Annotated in this window: 20 protein-coding genes; 16 read left to right on the top strand and 4 right to left on the bottom strand. The window is 62.3% G+C overall.

The genetic code is table 11. The annotated features are described in order from the left end of the window. Positions 1–9: 9 nt before the first annotated feature. The 13 genes from HX898_RS05835 to HX898_RS05775 all read left to right on the top strand — a co-directional run bounded on the left by HX898_RS05835 (position 10) and on the right by HX898_RS05775 (position 15,659). Complete coding sequence (locus tag HX898_RS05835) at positions 10–990, top strand: quinone oxidoreductase (RefSeq protein WP_180194206.1); 981 nt, start codon at positions 10–12, stop codon at positions 988–990. Positions 991–1,029: 39 nt separating this feature from the next. Beyond that, positions 1,030–2,598, top strand: a complete 1,569-nt coding sequence (locus tag HX898_RS05830; protein WP_180194205.1) for an ABC transporter ATP-binding protein — start codon at positions 1,030–1,032, stop codon at positions 2,596–2,598. Beyond that, positions 2,588–3,673: an ABC transporter permease gene (locus HX898_RS05825; RefSeq protein WP_180194204.1), complete on the top strand. Its 1,086-nt coding sequence runs from the start codon at positions 2,588–2,590 to the stop codon at positions 3,671–3,673. Before HX898_RS05830 ends, HX898_RS05825 begins: the two co-directional genes overlap by 11 nt. Beyond that, the gene (locus HX898_RS05820) at positions 3,670–4,590 is read left to right on the top strand and encodes an ABC transporter permease (protein ID WP_180194203.1); all 921 of its coding nucleotides are present in this window, start codon (positions 3,670–3,672) and stop codon (positions 4,588–4,590) included. The genes HX898_RS05825 and HX898_RS05820 overlap by 4 nt, the downstream gene beginning before the upstream one ends. 49 nt (positions 4,591–4,639) lie before the next feature. Then, positions 4,640–5,716, top strand: coding sequence for a BMP family ABC transporter substrate-binding protein (locus HX898_RS05815; RefSeq protein ID WP_138329502.1), 1,077 nt, complete (start codon positions 4,640–4,642; stop codon positions 5,714–5,716). Between the two features lie 145 nt (positions 5,717–5,861). After that, the gene (gene ytfQ / locus HX898_RS05810) at positions 5,862–6,824 is read left to right on the top strand and encodes a galactofuranose ABC transporter, galactofuranose-binding protein YtfQ (protein WP_003539585.1); all 963 of its coding nucleotides are present in this window, start codon (positions 5,862–5,864) and stop codon (positions 6,822–6,824) included. A gap of 230 nt (positions 6,825–7,054) precedes the next feature. Beyond that, complete coding sequence (ytfR, locus tag HX898_RS05805) at positions 7,055–8,578, top strand: galactofuranose ABC transporter, ATP-binding protein YtfR (protein ID WP_171598799.1); 1,524 nt, start codon at positions 7,055–7,057, stop codon at positions 8,576–8,578. Then, on the top strand, positions 8,575–9,588 hold the full coding sequence (locus tag HX898_RS05800; RefSeq protein ID WP_171598798.1) for an ABC transporter permease: 1,014 nt from the start codon (positions 8,575–8,577) through the stop codon (positions 9,586–9,588). The genes ytfR and HX898_RS05800 overlap by 4 nt, the downstream gene beginning before the upstream one ends. Continuing rightward, positions 9,585–10,553 carry a galactofuranose ABC transporter, permease protein YjfF gene (gene yjfF, locus HX898_RS05795; RefSeq protein WP_018445370.1) on the top strand — a complete coding sequence of 323 codons (969 nt, stop codon included), beginning with the start codon at positions 9,585–9,587 and terminating at the stop codon, positions 10,551–10,553. The genes HX898_RS05800 and yjfF overlap by 4 nt, the downstream gene beginning before the upstream one ends. A gap of 16 nt (positions 10,554–10,569) precedes the next feature. Further along, positions 10,570–11,355, top strand: coding sequence for a FadR/GntR family transcriptional regulator (locus HX898_RS05790; RefSeq protein WP_180194202.1), 786 nt, complete (start codon positions 10,570–10,572; stop codon positions 11,353–11,355). 164 nt (positions 11,356–11,519) lie between these two features. Beyond that, a complete protein-coding gene (gene glmU / locus HX898_RS05785) occupies positions 11,520–12,881 on the top strand; it encodes a bifunctional UDP-N-acetylglucosamine diphosphorylase/glucosamine-1-phosphate N-acetyltransferase GlmU (RefSeq protein ID WP_180194201.1) in 1,362 nt (453 codons plus the stop codon). A 108-nt stretch (positions 12,882–12,989) separates the two neighbouring features. Next, positions 12,990–14,816 carry a glutamine--fructose-6-phosphate transaminase (isomerizing) gene (gene glmS / locus HX898_RS05780; RefSeq protein WP_180194200.1) on the top strand — a complete coding sequence of 609 codons (1,827 nt, stop codon included), beginning with the start codon at positions 12,990–12,992 and terminating at the stop codon, positions 14,814–14,816. 135 nt (positions 14,817–14,951) lie between these two features. After that, positions 14,952–15,659 (top strand): DUF502 domain-containing protein, encoded by a 708-nt coding sequence (locus HX898_RS05775; protein ID WP_062943253.1) that lies wholly within the window; start codon positions 14,952–14,954, stop codon positions 15,657–15,659. 81 nt (positions 15,660–15,740) lie between these two features. Here the strand turns inward: HX898_RS05775 and recG are convergent, their stop codons facing one another. Next, positions 15,741–17,846: an ATP-dependent DNA helicase RecG gene (gene recG, locus HX898_RS05770; RefSeq protein WP_180194199.1), complete on the bottom strand. Its 2,106-nt coding sequence runs from the start codon at positions 17,844–17,846 to the stop codon at positions 15,741–15,743. A gap of 91 nt (positions 17,847–17,937) precedes the next feature. Here recG and HX898_RS05765 point away from each other — a divergent pair, with 91 nt between their 5' ends. The 3 genes from HX898_RS05765 (at position 17,938) to HX898_RS05755 (ending at position 22,272) form a co-directional block, all read left to right on the top strand. After that, positions 17,938–18,243, top strand: a complete 306-nt coding sequence (locus tag HX898_RS05765; protein ID WP_171598794.1) for a succinate dehydrogenase assembly factor 2 — start codon at positions 17,938–17,940, stop codon at positions 18,241–18,243. After that, on the top strand, positions 18,240–21,740 hold the full coding sequence (gene mfd / locus HX898_RS05760; protein WP_180194198.1) for a transcription-repair coupling factor: 3,501 nt from the start codon (positions 18,240–18,242) through the stop codon (positions 21,738–21,740). The genes HX898_RS05765 and mfd overlap by 4 nt, the downstream gene beginning before the upstream one ends. Before the next feature lie 64 nt (positions 21,741–21,804). Further along, positions 21,805–22,272, top strand: coding sequence for an OsmC family protein (locus HX898_RS05755; protein WP_180194197.1), 468 nt, complete (start codon positions 21,805–21,807; stop codon positions 22,270–22,272). A gap of 13 nt (positions 22,273–22,285) precedes the next feature. On the opposite strand, the gene HX898_RS33415 is transcribed toward HX898_RS05755, so the two are convergent. Genes HX898_RS33415 through HX898_RS05745 form a run of 3 tightly spaced genes read right to left on the bottom strand, consistent with a single transcriptional unit; the run spans position 22,286 to position 23,519 of the window. Continuing rightward, positions 22,286–22,519, bottom strand: a complete 234-nt coding sequence (locus tag HX898_RS33415) for a GrpB family protein (RefSeq protein WP_348649442.1) — start codon at positions 22,517–22,519, stop codon at positions 22,286–22,288. Then, positions 22,426–22,836 (bottom strand): GrpB family protein, encoded by a 411-nt coding sequence (locus HX898_RS05750; protein ID WP_281411916.1) that lies wholly within the window; start codon positions 22,834–22,836, stop codon positions 22,426–22,428. The genes HX898_RS33415 and HX898_RS05750 overlap by 94 nt, the downstream gene beginning before the upstream one ends. Positions 22,837–22,847: 11 nt before the next feature. Continuing rightward, positions 22,848–23,519, bottom strand: coding sequence for a DsbA family oxidoreductase (locus HX898_RS05745; protein ID WP_180194196.1), 672 nt, complete (start codon positions 23,517–23,519; stop codon positions 22,848–22,850). Positions 23,520–23,527 lie beyond the last annotated feature (8 nt).

The raw sequence follows: 23,527 nt of genomic DNA, 5'->3' as shown, positions 1-23,527 counted from the left end.
GATAGGCAGATGACCAAAACGCAGGCGGTTTCATTCTCGAGGACGGGCGGGCCGGAGGTTTTCGACTATGTCGAGATCGATCTTCCCTCACCCTCGGCGGGCGAAGTGCAGATCAGGCAGGCGGCGGTCGGGCTTAATTTCATCGATGTCTATTTCCGCAACGGCACCTACAAGACGCCGCATCTGCCCTTCGTCACCGGCAAGGAGGGCGCCGGCACCGTGACATCGGTCGGCCCCGGCGTCGAGGGTTTCAAGGTCGGCGACCGTGTCGCCTACGCCAGTGCCGACGGCGCCTATAGCGCCGAGCGCAATGTCGAGACGCGGCATCTGGTGCATGTGCCCGAGGGAATCGAGCTCGAAACGGCAGCGGCGATGATGCTGAAGGGTATGACCGCCGAATATCTCTTGAACAGCACCTTCAAGGTCGGCCCGCAGACGGTCCTGCTGTTCCACGCCGCTGCCGGCGGTGTCGGCTTGATCGCTGGCCAATGGGCAAAGGCGCTCGGCGCCACCGTTATCGGCACGGCGGGGTCGCAAGACAAGATCGAGCTGGCGCTCGCCCATGGCTACGACCATGTGATCAACTACAAGAGTGACAGCTTCGTCGACCGTGTCCGCGAAATCACCGGCGGCAAGGGCGTGGATGTCGTCTACGATTCGATCGGCCGCGATACTTTTCCACAGTCGCTTGACTGCTTGAAACCGCGCGGCCTTTTTGCCTCCTTCGGCCAATCTTCCGGTCCGATCGAGAATTTCACCCTTGCGGCGCTGGCCCAGAGGGGCTCGCTCTTTGCGACGCGGCCGACGCTCTTCACCTACATCGCGGCGCGCCAGGAACTGATCGACAGTGCCAAAGCGCTATTTGATATTGTGCAAAGCAACAAAGTGCGTATCAATATCAATCAAACCTATCCGCTGCGTGAGGTTGGGCAGGCTCACGCGGATCTGGAAACAAGAAAAACAACAGGAACGACGCTGCTGATTCCATGAGATCCGAACGGACCGGTTGGCAGAAGAAATGAGGGGAACGTGTCGCCATTGAATGTGCCGGATTCCGGCGCGTTATTATCGGTCCAGAAGCTGACGAAGTTCTTCGGTGGCTTTGCAGCCTGCAATGAAATCGATCTCGATATCGCGCCGGGCGAAATTCATGCGCTTCTCGGCGAAAATGGCGCAGGCAAATCCACCCTGGTGAAGATGCTGTTCGGCGTTCTCGAGCCGACAGGCGGGCATATCCTCTGGCAGGGCCAGCCGGTCGCGATCGCGTCGCCCGGTGAAGCCCGCAAGCTCGGCATCGGCATGGTCTTCCAGCATTTCTCGCTGTTCGAGGCGCTGACGGTTGCCGAAAACATTGCCCTGTCGCTCGATCACGCCATCCCGATCGACAAAATCGCCGAGGAGGCGAGGGCGCTGTCGATCGCCTACGGCCTGCCGCTCGATCCGCATGCCCATGTCGCCGATCTCTCGGTCGGCGAGCGCCAGCGCATCGAGATCGTCCGCGCGCTGCTGCAGAACCCGAAGCTGATCATCCTCGATGAGCCGACCTCTGTGCTGACCCCGCAGGAGGCGGACAGGCTGTTCGAGACGCTGTTCAAGCTGCGCGCCGAAGGGCGCTCGGTTCTCTATATCAGCCACCGCCTGGAAGAGGTGCAGCGTATCTGCGATCGCGCCACCGTCTTGCGCCATGGTCGCGTGACCGGCGCCTGCGATCCGAAACAGGAAACGCCGGCCTCGCTCGCCCGCATGATGGTCGGCAGTGAAGTGGCGACCGTCACGCATCCGGAGCGTAGTGACAGAGGCGAGGTGCAGCTTGCCGTCGCCAGTCTTTCCGTCGCCGCGCGCACCCCTTTTGCCATGCCGCTGCGCGATGTGTCGATGGCGGTGCGCTCCGGCGAAATCCTCGCCATTGCCGGTGTCGCGGGCAACGGCCAGAGCGAGCTCTTCGATGCTCTCTCCGGCGAATATCCGGTCGCCACGGCCGAGGCGATCGTCATCCGCAGAAAGCCGGTCGGCAACCAGGGTATTACCGCCCGCCGTCTTCTCGGCGCCGGCTTCGTGCCGGAGGAGCGCCATGGCCATGCTGCCGTCTCCGCCATGAAACTGTCGGACAATCTCGTCCTTGCCCGCAGCCAGTCGGACCGCAAGGCGTTTCTGGGTCTGCTCGGCATCATCCGCCACGCCGCGGTGAAATCTGCCGCAAGGCGCATTTCCGAGGCCATGGATGTCCGCAAGAGCGGCGATGACCCAGCGGCCGGCTCGCTGTCCGGCGGTAACCTGCAGAAGTTCATCGTCGGCCGCGAGCTCGACCGCCAGCCGGCAGTACTCGTCGTCAACCAGCCGACCTGGGGTGTCGATGCCGGGGCCGCGAGCCGCATCCGCCAGGCGATCGTCGATCTCGCAAGGGCTGGTTCGGCCGTCGTCGTCATCAGCCAGGATCTCGACGAGATCTTCGAAGTGGCGACCGATATTGCCGTCATCTGCGAAGGCCGTCTTTCCCGCCCGTTTCCAGCGGGCGAACTGACGCGGGAAAGGATCGGCTTGCTGATGGGCGGACTGCACGAGAGCAGCTCTCCCCCGGAGGCGTCCCATGCGCATTGAACTCGAAAAACGCCCCGACGTCTCGAAGCTCTTTGCTTTCGTCTCGCCGCTGCTTGCCCTTGTCCTGACGCTGGTATTCGGCGCCATCATGTTCGCCATGCTCGGCAAGGATCCGGTCGAAGCACTCGACGCCTTCTTCATCGAGCCGCTGCTCGAGGTCTGGTCGCTGCACGAACTGGCAATCAAGGCCGCGCCGCTGATCCTGATCGCCGTCGGCTTGGCCGTTTGTTATCGCTCGAACAACTGGAATATCGGCGCTGAAGGCCAGTTCACCATCGGCGCGATCACCGGCTCCTATCTGCCGATCATCTTCTACGACTGGCATTCCCCGCTGGTGCTGCCGCTGATGCTGATATTGGGCGCGCTCGGCGGTGCGCTCTTCGCCGCCATTCCGGCGCTGTTGAAAGCGCATTTCAACACCAATGAAATCCTGACATCGCTGATGCTGGTCTATATCGCCCAGCTCTTCCTCGACTGGCTGATTCGTGGCGCCTGGCGCGATCCGCAGGGCTTCAACTTTCCAGTCTCGCGTGATTTCGCGCCGGAAGCGGTGCTGCCGGCGATCTGGGAAGAGTCGGGCCGCGCCCATTGGGCCTTCATCTTCGCCATCATTGCGGCGGTCGGCGCCTGGTTCATGCTGCGCTATACGTTGAAAGGCTTCGAGATCGTCGTACTCGGCCAATCGGAGCGGGCAGGGCGCTTTGCCGGATTCTCGTCGAAGAAGATGATCTGGTTCAGCTTTCTCTTCTCGGGCGCTCTTGCCGGCCTTGCTGGCATCAGCGAGGTTTCCGGCTCGATCGGCCACCTGCAGCCGGCGATCTCGCCGGGCTACGGCTTCACCGCCATCATCGTCGCCTTCCTCGGCCGCCTCAATCCGCTCGGCATCATCGCATCGGGCCTGGTGCTGGCGCTGACTTATCTCGGCGGCGAGGCAGCACAGCTTTCGCTCGGCGTTTCCGACAAGGTCACCCGCGTCTTCCAGGGGCTGCTGCTCTTCTTCGTGCTCTCCTGCGATACGCTGATCTATTACAAAATCCGCCTGGTCTGGTCGCGGGTAAGGGGCAGGGCGGCATGAGCATCTTCGAAGCGATTCTGCTGACCGTCATCACCGCCTCCACACCGCTCGTCATCGCCGCACTCGGCGAACTGGTGACCGAGCGCTCCGGCGTTCTCAATCTCGGTGTCGAAGGCATGATGATCATGGGCGCGGTCGGTGCCTTTGCCACGGCACAGCTCACCGGCTCGGCCTATATCGGCATTGTCGGCGGCGTCGTCAGCGGCGCGCTGTTTTCGCTGCTCTTCGCCTTCCTGACGTTGACGCTCGTCGCCAATCAAGTGGCGACAGGCCTTGCGCTGACGATCCTTGGCCTCGGCGCCTCCGGCATGCTCGGCGAGGCTTTCGTCGGCGCGCCCGGCGTCCGGCTGCTGCCAATCGAAATCCCGGTGCTTTCGGCCATTCCCTATGTCGGAACGGTCCTCTTCAGGCAGGATCTGATCTTCTACCTGTCGATCCTGCTTGTTATCGCCGTCAACTGGTTCCTCTTCAAGAGTCGCACCGGCCTGAAGATCCGCGCCATCGGCGACAATCACGCCTCGGCGCATGCGCTCGGTATCGACGTCATCCGCATGCGCTACCTCGCCGTGATGTTCGGCGGCGCCTGCGCCGGCCTTGCCGGCGCGCAGCTGTCGCTGATCTATACGCCGCAATGGACAGAGAACATGTCCGGCGGGCGCGGCTGGATCGCGCTGGCGCTCGTCGTCTTCTCCTCCTGGCGGCCTTGGCGCCTGCTGGCCGGCGGTTATCTCTTTGGGGCGGTAACGATCCTGCAACTGCACGCGCAGGCCTTCGGCATCGGTGTTCCCTCGCAGTTCCTCTCGATGCTGCCCTATGCGGCGACAGTTGTGGTCCTCATCATCATCTCGCATAATCGGCGCACGACGTTGATCAATACGCCGGCCTCGCTCGGCAAAGCTTTCGTGCCGGACCGGTGAACAACAACAAGCAGACGGGTTTCGAAACTTCCAACCAACAGGGATCAATATGAAAAAACTTGCACTTGCTCTCGCAGCGACAGCTGCTCTCGTCCTGAGCATCGGTTCGGCCGCCGAGGCGGCTGACAAGACCAAGGTCTGCTTCGTTTATGTCGGCACCCGCACCGACGGCGGCTGGACGCAGGCCCATGAGAACGGCCGCCTCCAGGTCGAGAAGGAATTCGGCGACAAGATCGAGACGCCCTACCTCGAAAGCGTCCCGGAAGGCCCGGATGCCGAACGCGCCATCGAGCGCATGGCCCGCTCCGGTTGCTCGCTGATTTTCACCACGTCCTTCGGTTTCATGGACCCGACTATTGCCGTCGCCAAGAAGTTCCCGAAAGTGAAGTTCGAGCATGCGACAGGCTTCAAGGCCGCCGACAACGTCGCGACCTACAATTCGCGCTTTTATGAAGGCCGCTACATCAGTGGCATTATCGCCGGCAAGCTCTCTAAAACCGGCACGGCCGGCTATATCGCCTCCTTCCCGATCCCCGAGGTGGTGATGGGCATCAATGCCTTCGAAACTGGCGCCAAGTCGGTCAATCCGAACTTCAAGATGAAGGTTATCTGGGTCAACACGTGGTTCGACCCGGGCAAGGAAGCCGATGCCGCCAAGGCGCTGATCGACCAGGGCGTCGATATCCTCACCCAGCACACGGACACGACCGCTCCAATGCAGGTCGCCGAGCAGCGCGGCGTCAAGGCCTTCGGCCAGGCTTCCGACATGATCAAGGCTGGTCCGAACGTCCAGCTGACCGCGATCATCGACACCTGGGGCAATTATTACGTCAAGCGCGTTAAGGCGCTTCTCGACGGCACCTGGAAGTCAGAGCAGAGCTGGGATGGCCTCAAGGACGGCATCCTAACGATGGCGCCCTATACCAACATGCCCGACGACGTGAAGAAGATGGCCGAGGAAACCGAAGCCAAGATCAAGTCCGGAGAACTGCATCCCTTCACCGGGCCGATCAACAAGCAGGACGGCACGCCCTGGTTGAAGGCCGGCGAGAAGGCCGATGACGGAACGCTGCTTGGCATGAACTTCTATGTCGAAGGCATCGACGACAAGCTGCCTGGTAAATAATCTCGCAAGCCATCTCGCGGATGCGAAGAGCGCCCTTTTGGGCGCTCTTTTTTTGCTGCAATGCATCCCAAGATTCCGATTTACAAAAGTAATACTATATGATTTTTTGACCCTGCGCCGCGAGATGCGGCATTGGGAGGAAATCATGAAATTGAAGACTGCACTTTTGAGTGCCACGATTCTGGCTGCCTGCATGTTCGGTTCGGCTTCGGCCGCCGGCCTCACTGTCGGCTTCTCGCAGATCGGCTCGGAATCGGGCTGGCGTGCGGCTGAAACGACCGTGACCAAGGAACAGGCCAAGAAGCGCGGCATCGATCTGAAGTTTGCCGATGCGCAGCAGAAGCAGGAAAACCAGATCAAGGCTCTGCGCTCCTTCATTGCTCAGGGCGTCGATGCCATTCTCATTGCTCCGGTCGTCGAAACCGGCTGGGACGACGTTCTCAAGGAAGCCAAGGAAGCCGAAATCCCGGTCATCCTTCTCGACCGTACCATCAAGGCTCCCGACGATCTCTACCTGACGGCGGTGACGTCGGACCTGGTCCATGAAGGCAAGGTCGCAGGCGACTTCCTGGTCAAGACCGTCGGCGACAAGAAGTGCAATGTCGTCGAGCTTCAGGGCACCACCGGTTCGTCGCCGGCCATCGCCCGCAAGAAGGGCTTCGAAGAAGCTCTTGCCGGCCACGACAACCTCAAGATCGTTCGCAGCCAGACCGGTGACTTCACCCGCACCAAGGGCAAGGAAGTCATGGAAAGCTTCCTGAAGGCCGAGAATGGCGGCAAGGATATCTGCGCTCTCTACGCCCATAACGACGACATGGCTGTCGGCGCCATCCAGGCGATCAAGGAAGCCGGCCTGAAGCCTGGCAAGGATATCCTCGTCGTCTCCATCGACGCCGTGCCGGATATCTTCAAGGCGATGTCCGAAGGCGAGGCCAATGCCACGGTCGAGCTGACGCCGAATATGGCAGGTCCGGCCTTCGATGCGCTCGAAGCCTATCTGAAGGACAAGAAGGCTCCGGCCAAGTGGATCCAGACCGAATCGAAGCTCTACACGCCGGCCGACGAACCGATGAAGGTCTACGAAGAGAAGAAGGGTCAGGGCTACTGATCTGATGTGACGCCGCTGCATAATTCCTGAAATCGGAATTCGATTTCCGGACAAAATCATGCAGCAATTCAAAGCGCTACAGCGTCCTCTACGCGTCTGAAAAGACCAGGCGGCGCTGTAGAACCGCACCGGCCCGTCATGGACCGGTGCGGAACTGCCTTTGCCGCCTTGGGACGTCATGTCCGGCCGCGGCGCGGCTTTTGCCGTCAATATCAGGAAAACAGACCCTTATGATTCACGATTTCGAGAACGTTCTCGCGGCCTCCGGAATATCGAAATTCTTTCCCGGCGCAGTGGCGCTGGATAAGGTCGATTTCACGCTCCGCAGAGGCGAGGTGCACGCATTGCTGGGCGAAAACGGCGCCGGCAAGTCGACGCTGATCAAGTGCATCACTGGCGCCTATCATCGTGACGAGGGCAGCCTGACGCTGAACGACCAGGAAATCAATCCGGCCAATACGCTCGCCGCCCAGAAGCTCGGCATCGGCACGGTCTACCAGGAGGTCAACCTGCTGGCCAATCTGAGCGTTGCCGAAAATCTCTTTCTCGGCCGCCAGCCACGGCGCTTCGGCATGACCGACGTGCGTGCGATGAACCGCAAGGCGCGCGACCTGCTCACCGGCTACGGCGTCGATATCGACGTCACCGCCGAGCTCGGCCGTTTCTCCGTCGCCGTCCAGCAGGTGGTTGCCATCGCCCGTGCCGTCGATCTCTCCGGCAAGGTGCTGATCCTCGACGAGCCCACCGCAAGTCTCGACAATCAAGAAGTGGCGCTGCTCTTCCGCATCATCGAAGACCTGAAGAAGCGCGGCCTGGGCATCGTCTTCATCACCCATTTTCTCGAACAGGTCTATGCGATTAGCGACCGCATTACCGTGCTGCGCAACGGCAAGCTCGTCGGCACCCGCGACGTCGCCGATCTGCCGCGCCAGGGCCTGATCGCCATGATGCTCGGCCGCGAACTGGCGCATGTTGAGGAGACGGTGAGGGAACGCAGCCTTGCGGCCGGCGATGTCCGATACCGTTTCTCAGGCTATGGCAAACGCGGCAGGGTAAAACCGTTCGACCTTGAGGTGCGCGCCGGAGAGGTGGTCGGCGTCGCCGGTCTGCTTGGCTCCGGCCGCACCGAAACCGCCGAACTGCTCTTCGGCATCGAGCATGCCGACAGCGGCAGCGCCACGATCGACGGCCAGCCGGTGACGATTTCGAGCCCGCGCGCGGCGATCGGAAAGGGCTTCGGCTTCTGCCCCGAGGACCGCAAGACCGATGGCATTATCGGCGACCTGTCGATCAGGGAGAACATAGCGCTGGCGCTGCAGGCCCGCCGCGGCTGGACGCGGCCGCTGTCGCGCGCCGAGCAGAATACGCTTGCCGACCGCTACATCAAGGCGCTCGATATCCGCACCACCGATCGCGAAAAACCGATCCGGCTGCTCTCCGGCGGCAATCAGCAGAAGGCGATCCTCGCCCGCTGGCTGGCGACCAATCCGAAGTTTCTGATCCTCGACGAGCCGACCCGCGGCATCGATGTCGGTGCCCATGCCGAGATCATCCGGCTCATCGAAGAGCTCTGTGCCGGCGGTATGTCTCTGATCGTGATTTCCTCGGAACTTGAAGAGCTTGTCGCCTATAGTTCACGTGTCATCGTACTGCGCGACAGGCAGCATATCGCCGAACTGACAGGCGAGCGTATCACCGCTGCCGGCATCGTCGAAGCCATCGCTGCGGCCGAACACAAGATGGAGGATGCATGAGGTCCTCGCTGAAAGCGCTGGCATATCGCCTGGCGCCACAATTGATCGCGCTCGTTGTCATTCTTTTGTTGAATTTCATCACGTCACCGCAGTTTTTTAATGTCGTGGTTCAGAATGACCGGCTTTACGGCAGCCTGATCGATGTGCTGAATCGCGGTGCGCCGGTGGCGCTGCTGGCGATCGGCATGACGCTGGTCATTGCCACCAAGGGCATCGACCTGTCCGTCGGCGCGGTCATCGCCATCTGCGGCGCCATCGCTGCATCGTCGATTGTTTCAGGAAATTCAGTTACATACACCATTATCTTAACGCTTGTTATCGGGCTTGCCTGCGGCGTCTGGAACGGGTTCCTGGTGGCAGTCCTCAATATCCAGCCGATCATTGCGACGCTGGTGCTGATGGTGGCCGGCCGCGGCATCGCCCAGCTGATCACCGAAGGCGCCATCCTGACCTTCAACGATGACGGGCTGACGTTCTTCGGCAGCGGCTCCATGCTGCTTCTGCCGATGCCTGTCATCATCTGGCTTGTCGTCGGCCTGCTCGTCATCCTGCTCGTCCGCCGCACGGCGCTCGGCATGCTGATCGAGGCCGTCGGCATCAATCGCCGCGCCAGCACGCTCTCCGGCATTCAAACGCCGGTGCTGCTGATGGCGGTCTATATGCTGAGTGGGATCTGCGCCTCGATTGCAGGCATCATCGTCGCAGCCGACATCAAGGGCGCCGATGCCAACAACGCCGGCCTATGGCTGGAACTGGACGCGATCCTCGCCGTCGTCGTCGGCGGCAATTCGCTGCTCGGCGGCCGCTTCAGCATTCTCGGATCGCTGATCGGCGCGATGATCATCCAGGCGGTGAACACAGGCATCCTGTCTGCCGGCTTCCCACCTGAATTCAACCTGATCATCAAGGCCGTCATCATTATCGTCATCCTCGTCATCCAGTCGCCGGCGGTGCAATCGCTCGCCATCTTCGCCAGCCGCCGGCAGGGCGGTAGGGAGCAGCCGAAATGAACTCCAAATACCTGCCGCTGCTTGCGACCATCGTCATCTTCGTGCTCGCCTATGCCGGCTGCGCGCTGCAATATCCGAACATTCTGTCGACGCGCGTCATCGGCAATCTTCTGACCGACAATGCCTTTCTCGGCATCGCCGCCGTCGGCATGACCTTCGTCATCATTTCGGGCGGCATCGATCTGTCGATCGGCTCGGTCATCGCCTTTACCGGCGTCTTCCTCGCGGTGATCCTGCAGAACACCTCGATCCATCCGCTGCTCGCCTTCGCGATCGTGCTCGTCATCACCACTGCCTTTGGCGGTATCATGGGCGCGATCATCCACTATCTCGAAATGCCGGCCTTCATCGTCACCCTTGCCGGCATGTTCCTGGCGCGCGGCATGGCCTTCGTGCTCTCGATCGACAGCATCCCGATCGACCACGAATATTATTCGACGCTGACGAGCCTCTATTACCGTCTGCCCGGCGGCGGGCGGCTGACGCTGATCGGCGGCATCATGCTTCTGGTCTTTGCCGTCGGCATCTTCATCGCCCAGCGCACCCGCTTCGGCACCAATGTCTATGCACTCGGCGGCGGCACGCAGACGGCGCGGCTGATGGGCGTGCCGGTCGGCCGCACGACAATCCAGATCTATGCGCTGTCGGGCTTTCTGGCGGGCCTATCCGGGATCGTTTTTTCGCTGTACACCTCTGCCGGATATTCTCTTGCAGCAGTCGGCGTCGAACTCGATGCCATCGCGGCGGTGGTCATTGGGGGGACGCTGCTGACCGGAGGAGCGGGATTCGTGGCGGGAACCTTGATCGGTATCCTGATCCAGGGGCTCATTCAGACCTACATCACCTTCGACGGCACGCTGTCGAGCTGGTGGACCAAGATCCTGATTGGCCTTCTGCTATTTGCATTCATCCTGATGCAGAAAGCTATCCTGTTCGTTTCCAGTCTGAACAAGAGGTACGCCTGAGGGGGAGACGGATCGCTTGCGCTACAAATTGGACGAGACACGCAAGACGGGGCGCAGAACCCGTACGAGCCATGCCCAGGTCGTCGACGAACTCGGCAAGGCGATCGTCGCCGGCACCTATCCCGTTGGCTCGATCCTGCCAGGCGATACGGAACTGGCGCAGCGTTTCAAAGTGTCCCGCACCGTTTTGCGCGAGACGATGAAGACGCTCGCCGCCAAGGGCATGGTCGTCGCCAAGGCGCGGGTCGGCACGCGTGTGACCGAAAAGAACCTCTGGAACATGTTCGACAGCGAGATCATCGCCTGGCACTTCGACAACGGTGTGACGGAAGAGTTTCTGCTGCAGCTCTACGATATTCGCCTCGCCTTCGAACCCTTCGCCGCCGGTCTCGTCACCGAGCGGGCGAATGCCGAGGATATCGAGATGCTGCGTGGGCTGGCGCTCGAAATGGCAGCGGCTGGTCATACGGCCGACAGCCTCGCACTCGCCGACCTTCGTTTTCACCTGGCGATCGCCGAAGCCTCGCACAATCCCTTCATGCGGACACTGGGCAGCCTCATCGAAGCGGCTCTCGTCGGCATGTTCCGCATAAGCACGCCGCCATCCGAAAATGGCTTCGCCAATATCGCCGACACCCATATGCGCATCGTCGACGCGATCGTTTCCGGCGATAGCAGTGCTGCGCGCCGCGCGATGGAGGACGTCATCCTGGACGGCCGCCATCATGTGCACGAAGCCTTCGTGGCCCGCGGTTCCGAGGCCGCAATAGGGTCGATTTCGGCCGCAATTTCACCTTTGTGAAGGCTTTGTTTATCGACAGCGCCACGCGTCTTTTCGGGAGCCGCAAAGGACACTGCAGCACTTTGAATGGCTGGATAATTTATCCTCAAATCGATTCCGATTTAAGGAATTTTGCAGTATGAGGCGATAAAGCCGCCTCGTGGCGCGGATTCGCGGAGCAAATCATGGAACGCACTTGTCTTGCCGTCATCCTTGCCGCCGGTGACAGCACGCGGATGAAATCCTCGAAATCGAAGGTGCTGCATCCTGTCGCCGGACGGCCGATGATCGCCCATGTGGTCGAGGCGGTTGCCTCCGCCGGCATCTCGTCCGTCGCCCTTGTCGTCGGCCGCGATGCTGAGGATGTGGCAAAGGCGGCGAGCATCGGCGGCGTCAGCATCGAATCCTATCTGCAGAAGGAACGCCTCGGCACCGGCCACGCAGTGTTGGCGGCCCGCGACGCGATCGCCAAGGGTTATGACGATATCCTCGTCACCTATGGCGACGTGCCGCTCCAGACCGACGGGCCGCTCAAAGCCGCCCGCCAGGGCCTTGCCGATGGCAGCGATGTCGTCGTCATCGGCTTCCACACCGACCGCCCGACCGGCTATGGCCGCCTGCTCGTCAAGGACGGCGAACTCATCGCCATCCGCGAGGAGAAAGATGCGACCGATGCCGAGCGCACCGTCACCTGGTGCAACAGCGGGCTGATGGCGATCAATGGCCGCAAGGCGCTCGATCTTCTCACGCGCATCGGCAATGCCAATGCCAAGGGCGAATTCTATCTGACCGATCTCGTCGAGATCGCCCGTTCGCTCGGCGGACGCGTGACCGCGGTCGATGCTCCTGAGATCGAGATGACCGGCTGCAACACCCGTGCCGAACTCGCCGTCATCGAGCGCTTCTGGCAGGAGCGCCGCCGCCACCAGATGATGCTTTCAGGCGTCACCATGATCGCGCCGGAAACCGTTTTTCTCTCCTACGATACCACCATCGGCCAGGATGCGTTGATCGAGCCGAACGTCGTCTTCGGTCCCGGCGCGGTGATCGACAGCGGCGCCGTCATCCATGCTTTCTCGCATATCGAAGGCGCGCATGTCAGCCAGGGCGCGACGGTCGGCCCCTTTGCGCGGCTGCGGCCGGGTGCGGATCTTGGTACCGGTTCGAAGGTCGGCAATTTCTGCGAGGTCAAGAACGGCCGGCTGGGCGAAGGCGCCAAGGTCAATCACCTCACCTATATCGGCGATGCGGTCATCGGCGCCGGCAGCAATATTGGCGCCGGCACGATCACCTGCAACTATGACGGCGTCAACAAGAGCGAGACGGTGATCGGCGAAAACGCCTTCATCGGTTCCAATTCCTCACTGGTCGCGCCAGTGACGATCGGCGACGGCGCCTATATCGCCTCCGGCAGCGTCATCACCGTCGATGTGCCGGCCGACGCGCTGGCGCTCGGCCGTGCCCGGCAGGAAATCAAGCCCGGCCGCGCGACGCTGCTGCGTGAGCGTGCGCTCGCCATCAAGGCGGCGAAGAAGGCGAAAGCCTGACCGGCCTTGCGTAACCGGCGGAAATTCAAAGTGACCGCCGAGGTGATTGAGAAATAAGCAGGAATCGTTAGGACTGGCCTCATTGTTGAGGCCTAGTGGGGATGTTGCATGTGTGGAATTGTGGGGATCGTCGGGACTGCGCCTGTTGCCGGGCGCCTGGTCGATGCGCTGAAGCGTCTCGAATATCGCGGTTACGATTCCGCCGGTGTCGCCACCATTCATGACGGCGTGATGGATCGCCGCCGCGCCGAGGGCAAGCTGTTTAATCTGGAAAAGCGCCTCGACAGCGAACCGCTGCCCGGCACCGTCGGCATCGCCCACACGCGCTGGGCGACCCACGGCGTTCCGAACGAGACCAATGCCCATCCGCATTTCGTCGAAGGCGTCGCCGTCGTCCACAACGGCATCATCGAGAACTTCTCCGAGCTTCGCGACGAACTAACTGAAGAGGGTTCGGTGTTCCAAACCCAGACCGACACCGAGGTGGTCGCCCATCTGATGGCGAAATACCTGCGCGAAGGCCTCGAGCCGCGCGACGCCATGCTGAAGATGCTGAACCGCGTGACCGGCGCCTATGCGCTGGCCATCATGCTCAAGGCCGATCCCGGCACGATCATGGCCGCCCGTTCCGGCCCGCCGCTTGCCGTCGGCTATGGCCGCGGCGAAATGTTCCTCGGCTCGGACGCGATCGCGCTCTCGCCCTTCACCAACGAGATCACCTATCTCGTCGACGGCGATTGCGCCATCCTCACCCGCGACAGCGTCGCGGTGCTCGATTTCGCCGGCAAGCCGGTCAAACGCGCCCGGCAGATCTCGCAGGCGACCGCCTATGTCGTCGACAAGGGCAACCACCGCCACTTCATGGAAAAGGAAATCTACGAGCAGCCGGAGGTGATCTCTCACGCGCTCAGCCACTATGTCGATTTCGCCGAGAATACGATTGGTGCCAATGCCGCCGCGATCGACTTCAAGGCGGCGACCGGCTTGGCGATCTCGGCCTGCGGCACCGCCTATCTCGCCGGCCTCGTCGGCAAATACTGGTTCGAGCGTTATGCCCGCCTGCCGGTCGAGATCGACGTCGCCTCCGAATTCCGCTACCGCGAAATGCCGCTGTCGCCGTCACAGGCGGCCCTCTTCATCTCGCAGTCAGGCGAGACCGCCGATACGTTGGCCTCGTTGCGCTATTGCCGCGACAACGGGTTGAAGATCGGCGCCGTCGTCAATGTCCGCGAATCGACGATTGCGCGTGAATCCGACGCCGTCTTCCCGATCATGGCCGGGCCCGAAATCGGCGTCGCCTCGACCAAGGCCTTCACCTGCCAGCTTGCCGTGCTGGCAGCGTTGGCGATCGGCGCCGGCAAGGCGCGCGGCACGGTGAGTGCTGACGAGGAGAGGGCGCTGGTGCGCCATCTCGCCGAAATGCCGCGCATCATGAGCCGGGTGCTGAACCTCATCCAGCCGCAGATGGAAAGCCTGTCGCGCGAGCTGTCGAAGTGCAAGGACGTGCTCTATCTCGGCCGCGGCACCAGCTTCCCGCTTGCCATGGAAGGTGCGCTGAAGCTCAAGGAAATTTCCTATATCCATGCCGAAGGTTACGCCGCCGGCGAATTGAAGCACGGACCGATCGCGCTGATCGATGAGAACATGCCTGTCATCGTCATCGCCCCCTACGACCGGTTCTTCGAAAAGACCGTCTCGAACATGCAGGAAGTCGCAGCCCGCGGCGGCCGCATCATCTTCATCACCGACGAGGCCGGCGCGGCGGCCTCGAAACTGCCGACCATGGCGACGATCACCCTGCCTGTGGTCGACGAAATCATCGCGCCGATGATCTTCTCGCTGCCGATCCAACTGCTCGCCTATCACACCGCCGTCTTCATGGGCACCGATGTCGACCAGCCGCGCAACCTGGCGAAATCCGTGACCGTGGAATAAGCCTGTAACGCTGCGACCTTCGCTTCGAAACATATTGTGCGGGACCCCGAATTCTGGCAATTTTGGTCTGCGGACAAGGGGGAAGGGCCGGCGTTCCGGCCTGTCCACGACTGAGATGGAGATCATCAGGAAACGATGACCGACAACATCCCCAGAATGCCGGTCGCGACCCGGCTGAGAAATAATTTTCTCGCAGGGCTGATCATCTGCGCGCCGATCGCGATTACCATCTGGCTGACCTGGACCTTCATCCATTGGTCGGACAGCTGGGTCCGGCCCTATATTCCGGCGCGCTGGAATCCGGAAAGTTACCTCAATTTCGCCATTCCCGGTTTCGGCCTGCTGATCGCCGTCGTTCTGATCACCGTCGTCGGCTTTCTTGGCAAGAACCTCATTGGCCAGAGCATCGTCCGTTTCGGCGAATCGATCGTCCAGCGCATGCCGCTGGTGCGCACGATCTACAGAAGCGTGAAGCAGATTTTCGAAACCGTGCTGAAGGAACAGGCGAACTCCTTCAAGAAGGTCGGCCTCATCGAATATCCGGGTCCCGGACTCTGGGCACTGATCTTCATCGCCACCGACGCCAAGGGCGAAATCGCTTCGAAGTTCAATGCCATGGGCCAGGACATGGTCGCCGTCTTCCTGCCGCCGACGCCGGTGCCGACAGCCGGTTTCCTCATCTTCGTGCCGCGCGAGAAGATCGTCATGCTCGATATGTCGCCGGAAGACGCCGCCAAGTTCCTGATTTCAGGCGGGCTCGTGGCGCCCGAACACAAGCCGGCCGATCCGAAGCAGAAGCATTTGCCGCGGCCGAAGCCGGTGGCGGTTTCCAAGGCTGAATGATGCATGTCGCCCAAAAGTGTTCAGCGGTTTTGGGGTAACGACATGCATAGGACAAAGACTTAAAGCGCGCCTCGGTGCGCTTTAACCCGCTCTAAGAAAACGGATCGCCTCGTCGCGGCGGAAGAGATAGAGCAGGGTGCGGATCGCCGCTCCCCTTTCGCTGGTCAGCTCCGGATCCCGCTCGATGAGGTAAGCGGCATCCTTGCGGGCGATCTCCAGCAGGTCGGCATGCGCCTCGAGGCTGGCGATGCGAAAGCCCGGCGTGCCGGATTGCCTTGTGCCGAGCAATTCGCCTTCGCCGCGCAGCTTCAGATCCTCCTCGGCAATGCGGAAACCGTCTTCCGTCTCCCGCATGATCGAAAGCCTGGCATGGCCGGTCTCGCCGAGCGGCCCCTTATAGAGCAGGATGCAGGTCGATGCCTCGTCGCCACGCCCGACGCGGCCGCGCAGCTGATGCAATTGCGCCAGGCCGAAGCGTTCGGCATGTTCGATCACCATGATCGTCGCATCCGGCACGTCGACGCCGACCTCGACGACGGTCGTGGCGACGAGCAGCCGGGTCTCGCCGTTCTTGAACGCCATCATCGCCGCGTCCTTCTCCGGTCCGCTCATGCGGCCGTGGATGAGGCCGATGCCCGGACCCAGTGCTGAGACCAGCGTCGCATGCCGCTCCTCGGCCGACATCAGGTCGAGTTCCTCGGACTCCTCGACCAGCGGGCAGATCCAGTAGGCCTTCTTGCCCTCGGCGATTGCGCTTTGCAGCCGGCCGACGATTTCGCCGGTCCGTTCCATCGGCACGGTGATCGTCTGGATCGGCTTGCGGCCGGCCGGTTTTTCGGTGAGCTTGGAGACGTCCATATCGCCGAAGGCGGCGAGCACCAGCGTGCGCGGGATCGGCGTCGCCGTCATGACCAGCATATGCGGCGAGAGGCCCTTGGCGGTCAACCGCAGGCGCTGATGCACGCCGAAACGGTGCTGCTCGTCGACGACAGCAAGCATCAGATTGGCGTAGCCAACACTGTCCTGGAACAGCGCATGCGTGCCGATGATGATCTGGGCAGCACCCGAGGCGATGCGCTCCAGGATTTCCTCCCGTTCGCGTCCCTTCGTGCGCCCGGTCAGCACCTCGATGCCGAGCCCGGCGGAGGCGGCGAATTTCGAGATCGTTGCGTGGTGCTGCCGAGCCAGGATTTCGGTCGGCGCCATCAGCACGGCCTGGCCGCCGCTCTCGATCACCGCCGCCATCGCCATCAGCGCCACCAGCGTCTTGCCGGAACCGACATCGCCCTGCAGCAGCCGCAGCATGCGCTCGTTGCCGGCCATATCCTGCAAAACCTCGGCGATCGCCTCGTTCTGGCTGCCGGTCAGCGAGAAGGGCAAGGTCTTCAGGATCTTGCTGCTGATGGCGCCGGTGGCATGCACCGGCTGGCCCGCTACCTTGCGCAGCCTTTGCCGCACCAGGCTCAGCGACAGCTGGCCGGCGAGGAACTCGTCATAGGCAAGCCGCCGCCGGGCAGGGGCCTGCGGGTCGATATCGCTGGGATCGCGCGGCTCATGCAGCATGTGGAAACTGTCGCGGATCGACGGCAGGCCTTGCTTCTCCGTCAGCGCCAGGTCGATCCATTCCGGCAGCTCGGGAAAACGCGGCAGGCCGGCGTCGATGATCTTGCGGAGCGTCTTCGGCGAAAGCCCCGCCGTCAGCGGATAGATTGGCTCGACGAGCGGCAGGCTCTCCGCCTCGTCGGCCCTGACGATATAGTCGGGATGCACCATCGAGGCGCGGCCGTTGAACCAGTCGATCTTGCCGCTGACCGTCACCTCCGCGTCAACAGGCAGCTGCTTTTCCAGCCACGCCGCCTGTCCGCGGAAGAAGACCAGCGTCAGTTCGCCGGTCTCGTCATGCAGGAAGACGCGGTAGGGAATATTGCTTTTGCCGCCCGGCGGCACCTGATGGCGGTCGACGCGCGCCGTGATCGTCACGATCGCGCCCTGCGGCGCGCGCGCGATGCCAGGCTGGTTGCGCCTGTCGATCAGCGAAAAGGGCGCGTGGAAGAGCAGGTCGATCACCCGGCAATCCTCCAGCGTCTCGCGCCCGAGCAGCTTGACCAACAGGTCGGCGATCTTCGGGCCGACGCCCGGAAGGCCAGAAATGGGGGAAAACAGAGGATCGAGAATGGCGGGGCGCATGCGGCCAAAATGCGATGAACAATGCGGCCTTGGCAAGGCTGACAAGCCGCTTTCCAGGGTCTATAGAGGCGCATCAACAGGAAGGTATGCCATGACAGGTGTCACGCTCACCAGTGCCGGTCTCGACCCGCGCCGCCGCCGGATCCTTTTCCGCTGCTGGCATCGCGGCATCCGCGAAATGGATCTGGTCTTCGGCCAGTTCGCCGAAGCTGAGATCGCCAGGCTGTCGGAAGCCGAGCTCGACGAGTTCGAGACGATCATGGCGGAAGAGGACAATGATCTCGTTCGCTGGGTCATGGGAACATGGCCGGTGCCTGAGCGTTTCCAGACACCGATGTTTGCCCGCATCGCCGCCTACAAGCCCGATTTTGACAAGCCCCTCAGGACGCCGGAATGATCCCTGGTTTCGATGCGAAGAAGCTTGCGGCCATCACCGAGCCGCTGACGATCGGCAATGTGCCGGCAGGTCTTGAAACGCTGCTGCTCGCCGAGCTCGCCCGAACGGGAGAGCCGGTCGCCTATGTCATGTCCGACGGCCACCGCATGGCCGATCTCGAACAGATGCTGAGCTTTGTCGCCCCCGACATTCCGGTTCTCACCCTGCCGGCCTGGGACTGTCTGCCCTATGACCGCGTCTCGCCGAGCGCCGACACCTCGGCCCGCCGGCTGGCGGCACTCGGCGGCCTCATCGCCCATCGCAAGAAGCCGCATGCGGCAATCGTGCTCGTCACGGCCAATGCCATGCTGCAGAAGGTGGCGCCGCAGGATGTCATCGAAAGCCTGACTTTTTCGGCCCGTCCCGGCAACCAGCTGCGCATGGACGATCTTGCCGGTCGCCTGGAGCGCAATGGCTTCGAGCGCGTCGCGACCGTTCGCGAGGTCGGCGAATATGCCGTGCGCGGCGGCATTCTCGATGTCTTCGTGCCCGGTTCCGAAGAGCCGGTCCGCCTCGATTTCTTCGGCGACACGCTGGAAAGCATCCGCAGCTTCGATCCGGCAAGCCAGCGCACGATCGGACAGGTGCGCTCCCTCGATCTCAATCCGATGAGCGAGGTGACGCTGACGCCCGATACGATCAGCCGTTTCCGCAAGAATTACCTCTCCGCTTTCGGCGCGACCACACGCGACGACGCGCTCTATCTTGCCGTCTCCGAAGGCCGCCGTTACCCTGGCATGGAGCACTGGCTGCCGCTCTTCTACGAGAAGCTCGATACCGTCTTCGATTATCTCAGCGGCTTCCGTATTGTCATCGACCATACTGTGCGTGAAGCAGCCGAAGAGCGCTCCAAGCTCGTTTTCGACTATTACGACGCCCGCCTGAATTCCGGCCAGCCGGCCAAGGGGATGACGCAGGGCACGCCCTACAAGCCGGTGACACCGGGCCAGCTCTATCTCGACAGCAAGCTTTTCGTCAAAACCCTCGACGCACTCGGCGCGATCCGTATCAGCCCCTTCAACGAGCATGAGGGCGAGGCGCGCCGGGTCGTCAATGTCGACGCCCGCCAGGGCCAGCGCTGGGCCCGTTCGAATGCCGAAGGCGGCGGCGATGCCGAACGCATCAATATCTTCGACGTCGTCGTCAAGCATATTGCCGACCGCCGTGCCGCCGGCGCGAAAGTTCTGGTCACCGCCTGGACCGAAGGTTCGCTGGAGCGCCTGCTGCAGGTGCTGAACGAACACGGCCTGGAAAAGGTCAAGCCGATCGATGCGCTGAAGGATGTCGGTTCGCTGGCGAGAGGCGAGGCGGCGGCTGCCGTGCTCAGTCTCGAAGCCGGCTTCGAGGCCGGCGATCTCGTCGTCATCGGCGAGCAGGACATCCTCGGCGACCGCATGGTGCGCCGCTCCAAGCGTCGCAAGCGCGCAGCCGATTTCATCTCGGAAGTCGCGGGCCTCGACGAGGGCTCGATCGTTGTCCACGCTGAACACGGCATCGGGCGCTTCATCGGGCTGAGGACCATCGAGGCGGCAGGCGCCCCGCATGCCTGCCTCGAACTGCAATATGCCGACGAGGCCAAGCTGTTCCTGCCGGTCGAAAACATCGATCTGCTTTCGCGCTATGGCGGCGAGGGGACCGAAGCGCAGCTCGACAAGCTCGGCGGCGGCGCCTGGCAGATGCGCAAGGCCAAGCTCAAGAAGCGCCTGCTCGACATGGCCGATGCGCTGATCCGCATCGCCGCCGAGCGCCTGACGCGCCATGCGCCGATGCTGACGACGCCGGAAGGTCTCTACGACGAATTCGCCGCCCGCTTCCCCTATGACGAGACCGAGGACCAGGAAAACGCCATCGAGGCGGTGCGCTCCGACCTCGGCGCCGGCCGGCCGATGGACCGCCTCGTCTGCGGCGACGTCGGTTTCGGCAAGACGGAAGTGGCGCTGCGCGCCGCCTTCGTCGCCGCGATGAACGGCGCCCAGGTCGCCATCGTCGTGCCGACGACACTGCTTTCCCGCCAGCATTTCAAGACCTTTTCCGATCGTTTCCGTGGTTTGCCGGTGCGCATCCAGCAGGCCTCGCGCCTCGTGGGCGCCAAGGAGCTGGCGCTGACCAAGAAGGAAGTGGCGGAAGGCAAGACCGATATCGTCGTCGGCACGCATGCGCTGCTCGGCGCCGGCATCAAATTCGCCAATCTCGGTCTGCTTGTCATCGATGAGGAACAGCATTTCGGCGTCAAGCACAAGGAGCGGCTGAAGGAGCTGAAGAGCGACGTGCACGTGCTGACGCTATCGGCGACACCGATCCCGCGCACGCTGCAGCTTGCCATGACCGGTGTGCGCGAACTGTCGCTGATCACCACGCCGCCGGTCGACCGCATGGCGGTGCGCACCTTCATTTCGCCCTTCGACAGCCTGGTCATCCGCGAGACGCTGATGCGCGAGCATTATCGCGGCGGCCAGAGCTTCTATGTATGCCCCAGGCTTGCCGACCTCGAGGACGTGCATGCCTTCCTGCAGTCGGATGTGCCGGAGCTGAAGGTCGCCATCGCCCATGGCCAGATGCCGGCCGGCGAACTCGAAGACATCATGAACGCCTTTTATGAAGGCCGTTACGACGTGCTTCTCTCGACCACCATCGTCGAATCCGGCCTCGACGTTCCCACAGCCAACACGCTGATCGTCCACCGCGCCGACATGTTCGGCCTTGCCCAGCTCTATCAGCTGCGCGGCCGCGTCGGCCGCTCGAAGGTGCGCGCCTTCGCGCTCTTCACCCTGCCGGTCAACAAGGTGCTGACGGCAACCGCCGAACGCCGGTTGAAGGTGCTGCAGTCGCTGGATACGCTCGGCGCCGGCTTCCAGTTGGCAAGCCACGACCTCGACATTCGCGGCGCCGGCAACCTGCTCGGCGAGGAGCAGTCCGGCCATATCAAGGAGGTCGGCTTCGAACTCTACCAGCAGATGCTGGAAGAGGCGGTCGCTGAGGTCAAGGGTGTCGACGAGATCCACGACACCGGCTGGTCGCCGCAGATCTCCGTCGGCACGACGGTGATGATCCCGGAAGGCTACGTGCCCGATCTGCACCTGCGCATGGCCCTCTACCGCCGCCTTGGCGAAATCACCGAGCTCAAGGAGATCGACGGCTTCGGCGCCGAGATGATCGACCGCTTCGGCCCGATGCCGATCGAAGTCCAGCATCTGCTGAAGATCGTCTACATCAAATCACTCTGCCGCACCGCCAATGTCGAAAAGCTCGATGCCGGCCCGAAGGGCGTCGTCGTGCAGTTCCGCAACAAGGAATTCCCCAATCCGGCAAACCTCGTCGGTTATATCGGCAAGCAGGGCACGATGGCGAAGATCCGCCCCGACCACAGCCTGTTCCTGACCCGCGACCTGCCGACGCCGGAAAAACGCCTGCAGGGCGCTGCCGTCATCATGACGCAGCTGGCCGAATTCGCGAAATAGAGCAATTCCAGCAAAACTGTGCCGCGGTTTTGCGTCCGGAATTGCGTGGAAAAAGGAGACAAGGATGGCGAAATACGGCGCAACGATTGCCTGGCAGCGCAACGGCGAGACCTTCACCGACAACCGCTACAGCCGCGCCCACCGCTGGACCTTCGACGGCGGCATCGAGGTGAGGGCGTCCTCGTCCGCGCATGTCGTGCCGCTGCCCTATTCCGCCGAGGATGCCGTCGATCCGGAAGAGGCTTTCGTCGCCTCGCTCTCCAGCTGCCACATGCTCTGGTTCCTGTCGCTCGCCGCCAAACAGCGCTTTTGCGTCGACAGCTACACCGATGCCGCCGAGGGCATCATGGAGAAGAATGCCGACGGCCGTCTTGCCATGACCGTCGTGACGCTGCGTCCGCATGTCGTCTTCAACGGTGAGAAGCAGCCGTCGTTAAGCGAGTTCGAAGCCCTGCATCATCGCGCTCACGACGAATGCTTCATTGCCAATTCGGTGAAGACCGATGTGCGCTGCGTTCCGGTTCTGGGCTGAGGGCCAAAGCCGGTTAGTCGCCCGGCGGCTCAGACCAGCCGAACAGCTTTGCCCATTCATTGGCGCCGTCCATGATGATGTCGAACACCGGGTCCTTGATGTCGTAGTAGAAATCGACGTCATCGGGAAAACGCTGGGCGAGCCGCTGCTTGATCAGGGCGTAGGCGTTTGCCCCTGTCGGATGGGCGCGCAGGAAGTCGCGGCAAAGAAGAGAGTAACGCTGATTGAAACGGCCTCTTTGCCGGATATGCAGATTGGCGGGGCGTCCTTTGCTGCGATAGAAGGCCTTGCGCCTTCCGCCAGTTCAAGTCCCGGAGGGCAGTGATCAATGACGATTGGCCTGCGCTCGAAACCCGCCCGTTCGAATGCGTCGGCATCGACATCGGCCAGTTCGTTCACGGTGAGCTGAATATCAATGATATCCTTGGCGGGAAGGCCGGGTATGGCCGTCGAGCCGATATGATGCAGATAGGCTCCGGCCGGCGCCGCGCCCATGACGGCGCGCTTGAGAATCACGAAATCCTCGACCCAACTCTGTCGCGGCTGTTCGATCTCGATCCGCATGGCCAGCGGCCTCAGTTGAGGCCTGATCGCGCCTCGGCCTTCGCCTTGGCGATATCGCGCAGTGCGTTCGCCAGCACGTCAGGCGTCTGTGCGCCGCTGACGGCATATTGCTGGTCGAAGATGAAGAACGGCACGCCGTTGACGCCCATCTCCTGGGCCGCCTTGATCTCGGCGGCGATCAGATCGCGATCGGCATCGGAGGCAAGCAGCGAGGCGATGACCGAGCGGTCGAGGCCGGACTTTTCGGCGATATCGAGCAACACCGCATGGTCGCCGACATTGCGGCCTTCCTCGAAATTCGCCTTGAACAGGGCGGCAACGACCTTGTCCTGCTTCTCGCGGCCTTCGATCATCGACCAGTGGACCAACCGATGCGCATCGAGCGTGTTCGGGCCGATCTTGATCGCCTCGAAATCGAAGGCGATGCCGACCTCGCGGCCATAATCGGTGAGCATCTTGTGCGCCTGCGCCACGCGCTCCTCGCCGCCGAGCTTCTCCGCCAGCGCCTTCTTCTGGTCGACGCCTTCCTTGGGGTAGTCGGGATTGAGCCGGTACGGCCGCCAGTTGATGTCGACGCCGATTTCGTCCTGCACCTCGGCGATGGCGAGCTCCAGCCGCGCCTTGCCGAGATAGCACCAGGGGCAGACGACATCCGAGACGACGTCGATGGTGATACGCTCCATGATGATTT

The sequence above is a fragment of the Rhizobium sp. WYCCWR 11128 genome, from assembly GCF_013416305.1.
Taxonomy (GTDB): domain Bacteria; phylum Pseudomonadota; class Alphaproteobacteria; order Rhizobiales; family Rhizobiaceae; genus Rhizobium; species Rhizobium indicum.
The sequence above is the reverse complement of the archived record's forward strand: the minus strand, read 5'-3'. Positions and strand labels throughout refer to the sequence as shown.

Coding starts and splice junctions, on each gene's coding strand:
- HX898_RS05835 (WP_180194206.1), top strand. CDS start 10: ATGACCAAAACGCAGGCGGTTTCATTCTCGAGGACGGGCGGGCCGGAG.
- HX898_RS05825 (WP_180194204.1), top strand. CDS start 2,588: ATGCGCATTGAACTCGAAAAACGCCCCGACGTCTCGAAGCTCTTTGCT.
- HX898_RS05820 (WP_180194203.1), top strand. CDS start 3,670: ATGAGCATCTTCGAAGCGATTCTGCTGACCGTCATCACCGCCTCCACA.
- HX898_RS05815 (WP_138329502.1), top strand. CDS start 4,640: ATGAAAAAACTTGCACTTGCTCTCGCAGCGACAGCTGCTCTCGTCCTG.
- ytfQ (WP_003539585.1), top strand. CDS start 5,862: ATGAAATTGAAGACTGCACTTTTGAGTGCCACGATTCTGGCTGCCTGC.
- ytfR (WP_171598799.1), top strand. CDS start 7,055: ATGATTCACGATTTCGAGAACGTTCTCGCGGCCTCCGGAATATCGAAA.
- HX898_RS05800 (WP_171598798.1), top strand. CDS start 8,575: ATGAGGTCCTCGCTGAAAGCGCTGGCATATCGCCTGGCGCCACAATTG.
- yjfF (WP_018445370.1), top strand. CDS start 9,585: ATGAACTCCAAATACCTGCCGCTGCTTGCGACCATCGTCATCTTCGTG.
- glmU (WP_180194201.1), top strand. CDS start 11,520: ATGGAACGCACTTGTCTTGCCGTCATCCTTGCCGCCGGTGACAGCACG.
- glmS (WP_180194200.1), top strand. CDS start 12,990: ATGTGTGGAATTGTGGGGATCGTCGGGACTGCGCCTGTTGCCGGGCGC.
- HX898_RS05775 (WP_062943253.1), top strand. CDS start 14,952: ATGACCGACAACATCCCCAGAATGCCGGTCGCGACCCGGCTGAGAAAT.
- recG (WP_180194199.1), bottom strand. CDS start 17,846: ATGCGCCCCGCCATTCTCGATCCTCTGTTTTCCCCCATTTCTGGCCTT.
- HX898_RS05765 (WP_171598794.1), top strand. CDS start 17,938: ATGACAGGTGTCACGCTCACCAGTGCCGGTCTCGACCCGCGCCGCCGC.
- mfd (WP_180194198.1), top strand. CDS start 18,240: ATGATCCCTGGTTTCGATGCGAAGAAGCTTGCGGCCATCACCGAGCCG.
- HX898_RS05755 (WP_180194197.1), top strand. CDS start 21,805: ATGGCGAAATACGGCGCAACGATTGCCTGGCAGCGCAACGGCGAGACC.
- HX898_RS05750 (WP_281411916.1), bottom strand. CDS start 22,836: ATGCGGATCGAGATCGAACAGCCGCGACAGAGTTGGGTCGAGGATTTC.
- HX898_RS05745 (WP_180194196.1), bottom strand. CDS start 23,519: ATGGAGCGTATCACCATCGACGTCGTCTCGGATGTCGTCTGCCCCTGG.